The 13,205-nt window shown below is 68.7% G+C and carries 11 protein-coding genes; 6 read left to right on the top strand and 5 right to left on the bottom strand.

From position 1 onward, the window contains the following. Positions 1 to 54: 54 nt before the first annotated feature. From EIP75_RS10355 to EIP75_RS10365, 3 genes are all read left to right on the top strand, one after another. Positions 55 to 4,338 carry a hypothetical protein gene (locus tag EIP75_RS10355; RefSeq protein WP_125243197.1) on the top strand — a complete coding sequence of 1,428 codons (4,284 nt, stop codon included), beginning with the start codon at positions 55 to 57 and terminating at the stop codon, positions 4,336 to 4,338. A gap of 10 nt (positions 4,339 to 4,348) precedes the next feature. Beyond that, positions 4,349 to 4,804, top strand: coding sequence for an acyl-CoA thioesterase (locus EIP75_RS10360; protein ID WP_158622808.1), 456 nt, complete (start codon positions 4,349 to 4,351; stop codon positions 4,802 to 4,804). Between the two features lie 93 nt (positions 4,805 to 4,897). Further along, positions 4,898 to 5,356 carry a glycine zipper family protein gene (locus EIP75_RS10365; RefSeq protein WP_125243199.1) on the top strand — a complete coding sequence of 153 codons (459 nt, stop codon included), beginning with the start codon at positions 4,898 to 4,900 and terminating at the stop codon, positions 5,354 to 5,356. Between the two features lie 30 nt (positions 5,357 to 5,386). Here EIP75_RS10365 and EIP75_RS10370 read toward each other — a convergent pair whose 3' ends face one another. The 3 genes from EIP75_RS10370 to EIP75_RS10380 form a co-directional block, all read right to left on the bottom strand. Next, positions 5,387 to 5,728: a hypothetical protein gene (locus EIP75_RS10370; RefSeq protein WP_125243200.1), complete on the bottom strand. Its 342-nt coding sequence runs from the start codon at positions 5,726 to 5,728 to the stop codon at positions 5,387 to 5,389. An 85-nt stretch (positions 5,729 to 5,813) separates the two neighbouring features. Continuing rightward, the gene (locus EIP75_RS10375; RefSeq protein WP_125243201.1) at positions 5,814 to 8,018 is read right to left on the bottom strand and encodes an ATP-binding protein; all 2,205 of its coding nucleotides are present in this window, start codon (positions 8,016 to 8,018) and stop codon (positions 5,814 to 5,816) included. A gap of 49 nt (positions 8,019 to 8,067) precedes the next feature. Continuing rightward, the gene (locus tag EIP75_RS10380) at positions 8,068 to 8,643 is read right to left on the bottom strand and encodes a superoxide dismutase family protein (RefSeq protein ID WP_125243202.1); all 576 of its coding nucleotides are present in this window, start codon (positions 8,641 to 8,643) and stop codon (positions 8,068 to 8,070) included. 101 nt (positions 8,644 to 8,744) lie between these two features. Between EIP75_RS10380 and EIP75_RS10385 the strand changes: the two genes are divergently transcribed. Continuing rightward, entirely contained in the window at positions 8,745 to 9,224 is a 480-nt protein-coding gene (locus tag EIP75_RS10385) for a DUF2127 domain-containing protein (RefSeq protein WP_125243203.1), read from the top strand. On the opposite strand, the gene EIP75_RS10390 is transcribed toward EIP75_RS10385, so the two are convergent. Further along, on the bottom strand, positions 9,167 to 9,730 hold the full coding sequence (locus tag EIP75_RS10390; RefSeq protein WP_125243204.1) for a diguanylate cyclase: 564 nt from the start codon (positions 9,728 to 9,730) through the stop codon (positions 9,167 to 9,169). The genes EIP75_RS10385 and EIP75_RS10390 overlap by 58 nt on opposite strands. Positions 9,731 to 9,860: 130 nt before the next feature. On the opposite strand from EIP75_RS10390, the gene EIP75_RS10395 reads away from it, so the two are divergent. Then, positions 9,861 to 10,133, top strand: coding sequence for a YkvA family protein (locus EIP75_RS10395; RefSeq protein WP_125243205.1), 273 nt, complete (start codon positions 9,861 to 9,863; stop codon positions 10,131 to 10,133). A 43-nt stretch (positions 10,134 to 10,176) separates the two neighbouring features. Further along, positions 10,177 to 11,487, top strand: coding sequence for an MFS transporter (locus EIP75_RS10400; RefSeq protein ID WP_125243206.1), 1,311 nt, complete (start codon positions 10,177 to 10,179; stop codon positions 11,485 to 11,487). Here the strand turns inward: EIP75_RS10400 and EIP75_RS24860 are convergent. Next, entirely contained in the window at positions 11,406 to 13,154 is a 1,749-nt protein-coding gene (locus EIP75_RS24860; RefSeq protein ID WP_125243207.1) for a methyl-accepting chemotaxis protein, read from the bottom strand. The two genes, EIP75_RS10400 and EIP75_RS24860, sit on opposite strands and share 82 nt — an antisense overlap. Between the last annotated feature and the right edge of the window lie 51 nt (positions 13,155 to 13,205).

A 13,205-nucleotide genomic window follows, 5' to 3' on the forward strand; every position in this document is an offset into this window, starting at 1 on the left:
GGGGATGCCATGGGGCGCAGGATCAATGGGGTCGAGGGGGACATGGCGGGCGCCGTGCGGGCTGTCCTGAAGACCGCCTGGCGCGCCACGCGGCGGCCCCTGCTGGGCCTGGTCTTCGGCGGCGCAGCGGCCTGGGCCACCGCCGGCCCCTTGCCCCGCAGTGAGGTGCCGGGCGCCCTGAAGGACTGGCTGCCCTGGGCCTTTCAAGGCCAGGAGGCCGCGCTGTGCCCGCCGGCCTACAACGCCGAAGCCGACAAGGCCTGCGTGTGGCCCTCATCTCTGACGCTGCACGCCGATCCGGGCGGTGCGCGCTTTCGCTACGAGGTGCAACTGTTCGGCCCTTCCGCGCTGGTGGCCCTGCCGGGCGAAACCGGTCGATGGCCGGTGGACGTCCGTGCCGATGGCCAGGCCTTGCCCGTGGCCGAGCAGGACGGCCGCCCGGTGGCCCTGCTGGCCCCGGGCCGCCATGTGATCGAGGGCAGCATCGCCTGGAAAGAGCTGCCACCGGATCTGCGCCTGCCGCAGGGCGTGGGCAGCCTGGCGCTGTGGGTGGGCGGCGTGCCCGCCCCCCGCACGCCCGATGCCGATGGCCGCGTCTGGCTGCGCCAGGCCCCCGAGGCCGAGCAGAGCACCGATGCCTACACCGTGCACACCTCGCGCCGCATCGACGATGGCGTGCCCCTGCGCGTCACCACCCACATCGACATCGCCGTGTCCGGCAAGGCCCGCGAGATCGTGCTGCCCGTGGCCTTGCTGCCCGGCCTGGTGCCCGAATCGCTGGAGTCGGCCCTGCCTGCCCGTCTGCAGGAAGGCGGCGCATTGGTGGTGCAGGCGCGTCCCGGCCGCTGGACGGTGTCGCTGCGGGCGCGCCTGATGTTGCCCGTGCTGGCCCTGACGCTGCCCGGCGCAGCGGCCGATGCCGAGGTCTGGTCGTTCGAGGCGCACAACGATGTGCGGCTGGTCAGTGTCGAGGGCGCACCCTCGGTCGACCCGCGGCAGGTGGCCATGCCCGATGACTGGCGAAGCCTGCCCGCCTACCGCCTGGTGCCCGGCGGTACGCTCAAGCTGGCGCAATCGCGGCGCGGCAACCCCGAGCCCGCCCCCGACCGGCTCAAGCTGGTGCGCGAGTTGTGGCTGGATTTCGACGGCCAGGGCTACACCGCCCACGATGAAATCGGCGGCACCTTGTCGCGCTCCTCTCGGCTGGAAATGGCCGCCCCGGCCGTGCTGGGCCGTGCCTCTGTCGATGGCGAAGACCAGCCGGTCACGCGCCTGAAGGAGGGTGGCCCGCAAGGCTTCGAAGTGCGCGGAGGCACCGCACGCTTGAGCGCCGACAGCCGTGTTGATGGTCCGCTGCGCACGCTGCCGGCCAGCGGCTGGCAGGTGGACGTGAACCAAGCCTCGGCCAAGCTGAACCTGCCGCCGGGCTGGCGCCTGCTGCACGCTGTGGGCGTGGACAGCGCCGAGGGCTCCTGGCTCTCGCGCTGGACGCTGTGGGACTTCTTCTTCGTGCTGCTGAGCGCGCTCGCTGCTGGCAAGCTCTTCGGTGTGCTCACCGGCGGCGTGCTGGGCGCGGCCCTGGTGCTGTCCTGGCACATGCCGGGCGCGCCGCAGACCCTGTGGCTGGCGCTGCTGGGCCTGCATGCGCTGCGCCGTGTGCTGCCGGCCGGGCGCCTGGTGCCCTGGGTGCGCTGGGGGGAGGGCGGCGCCGCCCTGCTGATCGCGCTGGTGCTGCTGCCCTATGCGGTCGACCAGGTCCGCCTGTCCATCTACCCCTCGCTGGAGCGGCCATGGCAGACCCAGGGCGACGCAGATGGTGCCCGCACCTTGGCTGCCGCTGAAGCCGAGGCTGAGGCTGAGGCTGAGGCCGACGCGGCCGACGAGCCCAGGGCCGAGGCACCTGCGCCGGCCGAGGTGGGCAGCGATTACGGCTCGGGCTCGGTGTCGCGCAAGGTGGCCCAGTCCAGCATCGCCAAGCCCGTTCCTGCCCCCGCACCCACCCGCCGTGACGACGTCGATCCGTCCGCCCGCGTGCAGACCGGCCCGGGCCTGCCCATTTGGCAATGGACCTCGCACCGCCTGGGCTGGCAAGGCCCGGTGCAGGCCGCACAGGAGGTCCGGCTGGTGCTGCTGCCGCCGGCTGGCACGGTGGCCTTGCGCCTGCTCAGCCTGGGTTTGATGGTGCTGGCGCTCTGGCGCATCGTGGGCCGTGGTTGGCGACCGGGATCGGGATGGCCTCCGGCGTGGGGCGGCCGTGATGGCCTGGCACCCGGGCCCAACACGCAGACGCCTGCAACACCGGTGGTGGCGCTGGCCGGCACGGTGTGCCTGGCGGTTGCCCTGGGCATCTTGAGCGCGCCGCGAACCTCATGGGCCGCTCCTGCTCCCAAGCCGGCCAGCACTGAAGAAGCGGCACCCGCTTCGCCTGCTCCTCAGACCAGGCCTGGCGATCCCGCCACGCCACCCTCCGATGTGCTGGATGAACTGCGCCAGCGCGTCACCGCCGCGCCCGACTGCATGCCGCGCTGCGCCGACATCGCCCGGCTGCTGGTGGTGGCCAACGGCTCGCGCATCCAGCTGCGCCTGGAGGTGCACGCCCTGGCCGATGTGGCCGTGCCGCTGCCGGGCCAGGGCAGCCAGTGGCGCCCGTCGTCGGTGCTGGTCGATGGCCGCACGGCGGCCACGCGCCGCGACAGCGCCGGTGCGCTGTGGGTGGCCTTGCCGCGCGGTGTCAACCAGGTGGTGCTCGAAGCCGACGCCGGCCAGGCGTCCAGCGTGGACATAGCCTTGCCCCTGCCGGTGCGCGAGGTGCGTGCGCAGACCGAAGGCTGGACGCTGTCAGGCCTGGATGCGCGTGGCCAGGCCAGCGGCGCGTTGAGCCTGTCGCGGGCCCAGGCCGCTGCGGCCTCGCCCGATGGCGGCACCCAGCGCGATGCCCTGCCGCCTTTCGTGCGGGTGCAGCGCACCGTGCACCTGGGCTTGCGCTGGACGGTCGACACGCACATCGAGCGTGTCGCCCCCAGCCTGGCGCCGGTGCGCGTGCGTGTGCGCCTGATGCCGGGCGAAGCCGTCAATGACGAGTCCGTGCAGGTGCAGGATGGGGTGGCCACCGTGCTGCTGGGCGCCGGCGAATCGGCCGGCTTTTCCAGCACCCTGGCCGTGGCCCCGCGCCTCACACTCGACAGCACCCGCGAGCCGAACCAGATCGAGGTGTGGACGCTGGACGCCTCCACGCAATGGCACACGCGCCTGTCCGGCATCGCACCCGTGGTGCACCAGGCCGCAGGCCGATGGATGCCGACCTGGCAGCCCTGGCCGGGCGAGCAGATCGTGATCGAGGTGAGCCGCCCAGCCGGCGTCGCGGGCCAGACCTTCACCGTGGACCGCTCGCACACCACCGTCACGCCGGGGGCCCGCGCGACCGATGTATCCTCGCTGGTGAGCCTGCGCTCCAGCCAGGGCGGCAACCACCGCGTCGAACTGCCGGCCGATGCCGAACTGCTCGGCCTGTGGGTGGATGGCCAGCAACTGCCGGTGCAGGCGGCCAAGGGCGTGGTGATGGTGCCCGTCACCCCTGGTGCGCACCAGCTGCGCGTCGACTGGCGTGAACCTCGCGGCATGGGGCCGCACTTCCAGACGCAGCCCCTGAACCTGGGCGCGGCCGGCGTGAACGATGCGCTCAGCGTCAACGTGCCGCAAGACCGCGTGGTGCTGGCCGTGGGCGGCCCGGCGGTCGGGCCGGCCGTGCTGTTCTGGGGTGTGCTGCTGGTGATCGTGGCGGCGGCCGTCGCGCTGGGCCGCTGGCACTTCTCGCCGCTGGGCGCGGTGTCGTGGGTGCTGCTGGGCCTGGGCGTGGCGCAGATGTCGCTGGCCGGCGTGGCGCTGGTGGTCGGCTGGTTCCTGGTGCTCGAAGCGCGTGGGCGCTGGGGCGCAGGGTTGGGGCCGCGCTGGTTCAAGGCCGCACAGGTGCTGGTGGCGCTGTGGGGCGTGCTGGCCGCCGGCACCTTGCTGGAAACCGTGCGCGTGGGCCTGCTGGGCTACCCCGACCTGATGGTGCTGGGCAATGGCTCTGATGCGCAGCACCTGCACTGGTATGCCGACCGCTTTGCACAGAGCACCGCCTCGGCCTGGGTGGTGTCGATGCCGGTGCTGCTGTACCGCGTGGTGATGCTGCTGTGGGCCCTGTGGCTGGCCACGTCGATGCTGCGCTGGGTGCGCTGGGGCTGGGAGCGCTTCAGCGCGGGGGGCTACTGGCCTGAGAAGAAGGCCGCCCCTGCCAAGCAGGCGCAGCCGCCTGCAGGCGACGTCTTCCCTGATGACGATCCGCAAGACAAGTGACAATGTGCCCATGGACAGCACACTGACCTGGGACCAGCCCACCCCGTTCATGCTCGACGTGACGGTGGGCGATGAACACATCGACATGATGCGCCACACCAACAACGTCGTGTACCTGACGTGGTTGGAGCAGGTGGCCTGGGCGCACTCGGTGCAACTGGGCCTGGGCCCGGCCGAGTATGAGGCCGAGGCCCATGGCCTGGTCGTGCGTGAGCATCGTTTGCGTTATGAGGCCGCATCGCGCTTCGGCGAGGTGCTGCGCCTGGGCACCTGGATCACGCAGGTGGATCGGCTCTCGCTGCACCGCCGTTTCCAGTTCGTGCGCGTGTCGGATGGCAAGACGGTGTTCCGCGCCGAGACGCACTACGTGTGCGTGGACATCGCCGAAGGCCGCGTGCGCCGCATGCCCGCGGTTTTTCTGCAGGCCTACAGCCCAGCCGTCATGCCGGCCACCCGGCCCCTTTAGGGGATGGATCTGGCCAGGGGCTTGTGGCTATAGTGATCGCACCTGTGCGGCCCATCGGCCCAACTATCGGCCTTTTGCTCCCTGGAGTTGTCCATGTCCTTTTCGTCCGTCAGCCCTGCTGCCCTCGTGATCGTCGCTGTGGCAGCTCTGGCGGCCTGCGCGCAGACCGGGCCGCAATCCTCATCGGCCAAGCCCGTGCTCTACCCCAATGAGACCTTCAACCGCATGGGCGCCCAGGCGGCTCAGGCCCATGTGCAGGCCTGTGAAGGCAAGGCGGTGGATGCCGGCCTCACGCCCCGCGTCGAGGACAACGCCGTGGCCCGCAGTGCGGCACACGGCGCGGCCGTTGGCGGCACACTGGGCGCGGTGGCAGGCATCTTCAACGGCGGCATCAGCCGTGTGGCCGAGAACGCTGCCAAGGGCGTGGTGGCCGGTGGGGCCACAGGCGCGGTGAGCGGCTCGTTCAACAACGACAAGCCCAACCCCATCTACCGCAACTTCGTGTCGCGCTGTGTGCAGGAAAAGGGCCTCGAGGTCATCGGCTGGAACTGAGCAAGTCAGGGGCTGTCGCCAGCGCCTGGCTCATTCCGCCTCGGGGATGGCCACGCAGTTGAAGCGCACCTCGTACTTGGGCTCGGTCGGTTTGCCAGGGGCAGGGCGCTCCTCGCTCGTGTCCTGCACCTTCAAGCCCTTGTTGAGTGAGGCGCAGTAGTGGTCGGCTTCTTTCAGCGCATCGGCCTTGGCCTGTGCGAACCCAGGGGCGCCCGGCGCCACCGGGCGTGAGACGACGAAGATCTCTTGCCCCTCGATCGTGGCCGTGGGCGGCTGCACCTTGTCAGGGGCGGGCGGCGCCGAGCCGGCGCAGGCGCTCAGCAGAAGGGGCGTGGCGATCAGGGCGCCGAGGATGAGCGTCGAACACTTCATGGAGCAGGCTGGCCTCTGGAGGGCGGGGCTGAGATGCGTTCCATCTTAGCGAGAGCCGGGCCCGGGCGCTTTGACCCGGCGGCCATCAGGGTTCGGGGTGCTTCAGCGGCATGCGCACGTCGAACATCACCATGCCTTCATCAGCGCGGTAGCGGTACGCAATGCTGCCCTGGTGGCTTTGAGCGATCTGCGCGGCGATGTACAGCCCCAGGCCCATCCCCGTGCGGTTGCCGGCCTTGCCCAGCGATTGGCGCTTGAAGGGGTTGAAGAGGTGGGGCACCTCGTCTTCCGGGATGGGCAGGGCGCGGTTGCTGATCTCCAGCACGGCATGGCCATCGTCTTCGCGCAGCACCACGTGCACCACACCGTCACCGTGGTGTCGGCCGTTGCTCAACAGATTGGAAATCAGTTGCGAGACACGGCCGGCATCGGCGGGCACGGTCAGGCTGGGGGGCAACTGGTGCGTCACCTGCATGTCCGGGTAGCCCACCGTGGTCTCTTCAATCAACTGCAGCACCAGGGCCACAAGGTCGAGGTCTTCGACATTCATCGCCAGGCCCAGGCCGTTCTGCAGGCGGCTGATGTCCAGCACGTCGCGCAGCAGGCGCTGCATGCGCCCGGCGGAGTTTTTGATCACCGAGCTCATGCGGCCGGCCTGCACGCCCTGGTCCAGCACATTGGCTGCGATGCTCAGCGACTGCAAGGGGTTGCGCAGGTCGTGGCCCAGCACGGCCCACAGCTGTGAGCGCAGGCGGTCGAGCTCCATCACGCGGTCGGTGTTGGCGCGGCTGAGACCGTCCAGCAGTTGCGAGGCGATCTCCAGCTGGGTGTCGTTCCAGGGCACGGCCGTGCCGCGCACGGTCTCTCGCCATTCGTCGAAAGAGCCGCGCGGTGTCAGACGCGGGCCCAGCGGGCCATGGGCGATCTCCTTGTCGGGCTTGCCTCCCCAACGGATGGTCTCGATCTGCTCGCGCCGCAGTGCCACGACCCAGCCTTGCTGCAAGGTGTCGTAACGCAGGGCCAGCACGCCGCAGTAGGGCGGCGGTGTGCCGTCATCGTCACGGGGCAGGTGCTCACCCTCCTGCACATGCACCACGGGCATGGCCTGGGTGCCCAGCCAAGTGGGCAGTGCGTGGGCCCAGGCCAGATCGGCCTCGCCCTCAATGCCATGGGTGCGCACCTTGCCGTCGAGCGACAGCACCAGGGCATCGGCGCCCAATGCCGCGCGCAGGGGGGCGGCATGGCCCTGCAGCACCGTCAGGGGGTCTTCGCCCTGGGCCACGGGCGTGGTGATTTCGCTGCGCAGCCAGGCGGCATGGGCCACCTCGGCAGCACGGGCTTGCGCGTTGATCGTCTGCACCGACGAGGCCAGCAACTGGGCCATCACGTCGGCCGCCATGCGGATGGAATAAGGCACACGCCGTGGCGACATGTGGTGGCAGGCGATCATGCCCCACAGCTTGCCGGCCACCACGATGGACACGCTCATCGACGCGCCCACCCCCATGTTGCTCAGGTACTCGATGTGCACCGGCGAGACGCTGCGCAGCACGCTGTGGCTCAGGTCAAGCGGCTCGTCATGGGCCGTGTCGGCCAGCAGCGGCACCGGGATGTAGCCGATGTCGGCGATCAGGCGCAGCGTGTTGATGGTGTACAGGCGCCGGGCCTGGGCCGGGATGTCGCTGGCGGGGTACCTGCGGCCTACGTAGGGGTCCAGGTCTTCGCGTACAGATTCGGCCACCACATCGCCGCTGTCGTCGTGGCGGAAGCGGTAGGCCATCACGCGGTCGAAGCCGGTCATGGCGCGAACGGCCTGCACGGCGCTTTCGAGCAGGCGCAGTTCGGTGCGCTGGCGTTTGAGCACGTCCAGCGAGCGGTAGGCCTTCTGAGCAAAGCTGGCGACCTCGTTGGCATCGCCGTCGCGCAGCTCGAACTCGCAGATCACCAGGTCTCCGCTGACGTGCACGACCACATCGAAACTGCGGCCGTTGAGTTCTGCCTCTTGTGACAGAGGAGCCATCTGCTCTTGGGGGGCTTCATCGAGCACCTGGCGTATCAGATCATGCACATCCTGCTGGCCGTCCAGGTCGGTGGCCGCGAGTGCCTGGCCAAACACAGGCACGAATCCGAGCAGGTCGGCCACGTTCGCACTGGCGTGCGTCACCCTGCCCCGCAGATCAAGGGCGATCAGGGCACCGTGCGGCTGGACGGAGCCAGGGATGTGGATGGGCTCCCGCGCGCAGTTGTCCAGCGTAACGGAGCCGCCCTCCAACGGCGAGGGGCTGTGCATGGGGCCAATTTGAGCACATTCCGTTGACACTGCCCCGTCTTTGATCTGCTTATTGAATCGCGACCACTCCGCAGGCCAGGCGCGCTCCTGAATTGCCCGTGGGCTGTGTCTTGAAATCATCCGGATCCGCATGCACGATCACGCTGCGCGTGTCGATGCTGTGGGGGCCTGGGCTCAGGCTCACGCCCGTGAGGATGAACTTCTGATCGGCCACGCCGTTGCCGTCGGCCTTGAGGCTGGGCATGTCACCCGCGTGATGCTCGGCGTCCTGAGGGCCATGCGCGCTCTTGGCAGGGTTGAAGTGACCACCGGCGCTGTTGCCGTCGGGGCTGGCACAGTTGCCGGTTTCGTGCAGGTGAAACCCATGCTCGGCGTTGGGCTTGAGCCCGATCACGCGCGCATGGACCATCACATGGGTGGCGTCCATTTCGCGGAACAGCACCAGGCCGCGCACGTCCTTGCCCTGGGTCGGCGTGAGTGAGGCGGCGCCCAGCACAGCGGCTGCGACATCCTGCCCGCGGTCGGTCGACAGGGCGATGGACCGGTCGCTGGCGGGCGGGGTGCTGCAGCCCAGGGTGACCAGCAGCGCGGTGGCTGCACTCAGCATGGCGGGCAGTCGTGACATGATGTCTCCTCCAGGGTGATGGGTCGATGCCGCAGGCTAGCCAATCACCATCACGATGCTGCCGACAGGGTCTTTTGAGCCTGGCGATCCGACAGAGGCCCATGCGAACGAACGGTAACAAGAAGCTCATGAGGCTGGTGGCCGTGTTCGAGGCCAGCAAAGGCCTGCTGGTGCTGCTGGCGGGCTGTGGCCTGCTGGCCATGCTGCACCGCGATGTGCAGCAGGTTGCCGAAGAGCTGGTGCGCTTCATGCATCTGAACCCCGCCAGCCACTATCCTCGCATCTTCATCGACGCCGCGGCGCACACCACCCATGGACGGTTGTGGATGTTGGCCTGGCTGGCTTTCGCGTATGCCATGGTGCGGCTGGTGGAAGGCTACGGCCTCTGGAGGGAGCGCCGGTGGGCCGAGTGGTTCGCGGCGGTCAGCGGCGGCATCTATGTGCCATTGGAGGTCTTCGAGCTGTGGAGCCACCCGTCGTGGCTCAGGGCATTCACATTGAGCGCCAACCTGGCGGTGGTGGCCTACATGGCCTGGTCTCTGCGGCGCGCCCGCAGCCCGCGCCGCAACTCCAGCACGTAAGGCACAAAGCTGAACAGGAACGCGGCCGACAGCACGGCCGCCAGGTACTTGCCAGACACCGATGGATCCTTCAGGCGCAGGCTGAAGTCGGCCTTGGCCGGGCCAGTGCCGACGAGGGCCTGCACCTGCTCCCAGTGGCTCACAGCCAGCAGGCCGATGGCCATCAGCGGGATCATCTCCAGGAAGCTGTGGATGTGCTGCTCGAGGGGCGTGACGACCCGCTTGGTCACGGCATAGCTCACATCCCACAGTGCGGTGGCCTCGTGCACGAAGAAGGCCGCCACCATCAGCACGATCACGAGGGCGTTGATCTCGCACACCAGCGCGATCACCAAGGGCAGGCCGACTTCGGCAAACATCAACAGGTGGATCAGCGATTCCTTGGGGCCTGCGTTGTGCTCGATCCCCGCGCTGCGGTGGCACAGCCAATCGGCCACCCCGGCCACAATCCACAGGGGGATCAGGCCATACATGAGGATCAGCGTGATGGGGTCTGCAGGTGCCATGCGCCCACCTTAACGGGCTGTCCCGCCCCTGCGTGGCGTGGGGCTGTTGTGATGCCCCCTCGGCATGGCTTGCATTCCTCGCGTATCACCCCATCTGAATTGGCTCACGGTTTGTGAAGGAGTGCGTGCCATGTGGAAAAGATTGTCGATGCTGTGGCTGTTGCTCAAGGGCGATGCCCGACGTCTGTGGTTCGCGCTGCGCCACCCGCAATCGCCGGGGTGGCTCAAGCTGGGCACCGGCCTGATGCTGCTCTACATGATCTCTCCCATCGACATCGTGCCCGACTGGATCCCGCTGCTGGGCGTGGTCGATGACGTGGTGGTGCTGAGCACGGCGATGCGCCTGATGCTGAACCGGTTGCCGGCCGCCGTGCGCGCCGATGTGGACCGCCGCATGGGCTGAGGGATAAGATCCGGGGTTTTGCCTTCCCGCTGAGGAAAATCCCATGACGCCGTCTGCTTCGGCCAGCGCCGCGCCCGCGCCCGCACAGCGCAACAAACCCGCCACGGTGCTGTTTGCCAGCCTGATCGGCACCACGGTCGAATTCTTCGACTTCTACATCTACGCCACCGCTGCGGTGCTGGTGTTTCCCAAGCTGTTCTTCCCGTCGTCCGACCCGACGGCGGCCACGCTGCAATCGCTGATCACCTTCGCGCTGGCTTTCTTTGCCCGGCCGGTCGGCTCGGCGGTGTTCGGCCACTTCGGCGACCGCATCGGCCGCAAGGCCACGCTGGTGGGTGCCCTGCTCACCATGGGCCTGTCCACGGTGGCCATCGGCCTGCTGCCCACGTACGCGGCCATCGGCACGCTGGCGCCGCTGTTGCTGGCCATCTGCCGCTTCGGCCAGGGCTTCGGCCTTGGGGGGGAGTGGGGCGGCGCCGTGCTGCTGGCCACCGAGAACGCCCCGCCAGGCAAACGCGCCTGGTACGGCATGTTCCCGCAATTGGGCGCGCCCATCGGCTTCTTCCTGTCGGGCGGCATCTTCCTGTGGCTGGGCGAGGTCCTCACCGAAGAGCAGTTCTTCAGCTTCGGCTGGCGCATCCCCTTCATCGCCAGCGCGCTGCTGGTGCTGGTGGGCCTGTGGGTGCGCTTCAAGATCAGCGAGACGCCGGTGTTCCAGAACGTGCTGACCCACGACACGCGCGTGAAGGTGCCCGTGGTCACGGTGTTCAAGCAGCACACCCGCGTGCTGGTGCTGGGCACCCTGGCCGCGCTGGCCACCTTCGTGCTGTTCTACCTGATGACGGTGTTCGCGCTGAGCTGGGGCACCTCGGCCCTGAAGTACACACGCCGCGAGTTCCTGGAGATCCAGCTGTTCTCGGTGCTGTTCTTCGCGCTGGCCATTCCGCTGTCCGCGGTGCTGGCCGATCGATTCGGGCGGCGTCTCACGCTGATCCTGGTGTCCGCAGCCATCGTGGTGTTCGGCTTCCTGATGGCGCCGATGTTTTCGTCGGGCAACGCGCTGAGCGTCACTTTGTTCCTGTCGGTGGGCCTGGCCCTGATGGGCATGACCTACGGCCCGCTGGGCACCTACCTGTCGGAGCTGTTTCCTACAGCGGTGCGCTACACGGGCTCGTCGATGACCTTCAACTTCGCGGGCATCCTGGGCGCTTCGCTGGCGCCGTATGCGGCCACCGCGCTGGCCAGCACCCACGGGCTGGCCTATGTCGGCTATTACCTGTCGATCTCGGCCGGGATCAGCCTGGCGGCGCTGCTGCTGGCCGGACGGGCCAGCGAAGGCGACTTCAACGCCTGAGACGGTGTGGCGCCCAGGGGCCGGGCGCTGCCCGGGCGCCCCACCGGGCGGCTGGCGTAGAGCATCTGAGCTTCCTCCGCCATGGCCAGCGCCGGTGCGTTGTCGCGTGTCTTGAAGGCGGCGATCACGTTCTGCAGCGCAGCGGCCTGCTGGCGCAGGCTTTCGGCGGCGGCGGCGCTTTCTTCCACCAAGGCGGCGTTCTGCTGCGTGCCATGATCCAGCGAGGCCACGGCCTGGTTCACCTGTCCGATGCCCACGCTCTGTTCGGTGGTCGAGGCGTTCACCTCGGCGATCAGGTCATTCATGCGTTTGACCTGGGCGACCACGTCGTTCATGGTGGTGCCGGCCTCGTCGACCAGCCGGCTGCCGGCCTGCACTTTTTCGCTGCTGTCCACGATCAGCTGCTTGATCTCTTTGGCCGCCTGGGCGCTGCGTTGCGCCAGGGTGCGCACCTCGCCCGCCACCACGGCGAAGCCGCGGCCTTGCTCACCCGCACGGGCCGCTTCCACGGCGGCATTGAGCGCCAGGATGTTGGTCTGGAAGGCGATGCCGTCGATCACGCCGATGATGTCGGCGATTTTGCGGCTGGCTTCGCTGATGTCGCCCATGGTGTGCACCACGCGTTCGACCACCAGGCCACCGCGGCCGGCCACGTCGGCCGCAGAGGCGGCCAGCACGCTGGCCTGGCGCGAGCTGTCGGCGTTGTGCTGCACGGTGCCGGTCATGTGCTGCATGGAGGCGGCGGTCTGCTGCAGGGCGCTGGCCTGCTGCTCGGTGCGGCTGGACAGGTCCATGTTGCCCGTGGCGATCTCGGTGGAGGCCACGGCGATGCTGTCGGCGGCCTGGCGAACCTGGCCCACCATGCTGCCCAGGCTGTCGTTCATGCTCTTGAGCGCGCTCAGCAACTGGCCGGTCTCGTCGCCGCGGTCAACGACGATGTCCGAGCGCAGGTCGCCGGCGGCGACGGCCTCGGCCAGCTTCACGGCGCGGTTGAGCGGGCGTGTCACGCCATTGCTCAGCAACCAGCCCATGGCGGTGGCCGCGACGATGGCGGCCAGGCAGGTGGCCAGCATCAGGGCCTTGTCGCTGGCGTAAGCCTGTTCGGCGCCCTTGGCGCGGGCCACCGCCTGGTCGTGCTCGTGCTCGACGAAATCATTGGTGATCTTGAGGAGTTGCGCCAGCAATGGGCGGCATTCAGCGTTCATCTTGGCCACAGCCTCTTCACGGTGGCCTTGCAGTTCCAGTGCCACGATGTGGCCAGCCACGGTGCGGTACTTTTCTTCGACCTGGGCGATGGTTTCGACCATGGCGCGGTCCTCGTCGGTGGCGTCGCTGTGTACGCTGGGAGCCACCGAGGCGCGCAGATTCTTCACGGCCTCGTCCATGTCCTGCTGGGATTTGACCACGGCGGCTTTTTCGAGTTCGCGGTCACTGGCCTGGGTCACCAGCACCAGGTTGCGCGCAGCGATCGCACGCCGCGTGGCGGCACCCCGCACGGCCGTGGCCATGCGCTCGCGCTGGTTGGCGCCTTCCAGGTAATCAGAGAAGCGGTCATTGGCGCGGGTGAGGGAGCTGAGTGCCAGGCCGGAGACCAGCAGCACGACGGCTGCCAGACAGATGAAGCCCAGCATCAGCTTGGTCTTGATGCGCATGTGATTGAGTGCCATCGCCGCTCCCTTGGCGCGCTGGCGCCATGAATGCCCGGCGTATCTGGTCGT

This window comes from Aquabacterium soli (assembly GCF_003933735.1).
Lineage (GTDB): Bacteria > Pseudomonadota > Gammaproteobacteria > Burkholderiales > Burkholderiaceae_C > Aquabacterium > Aquabacterium soli.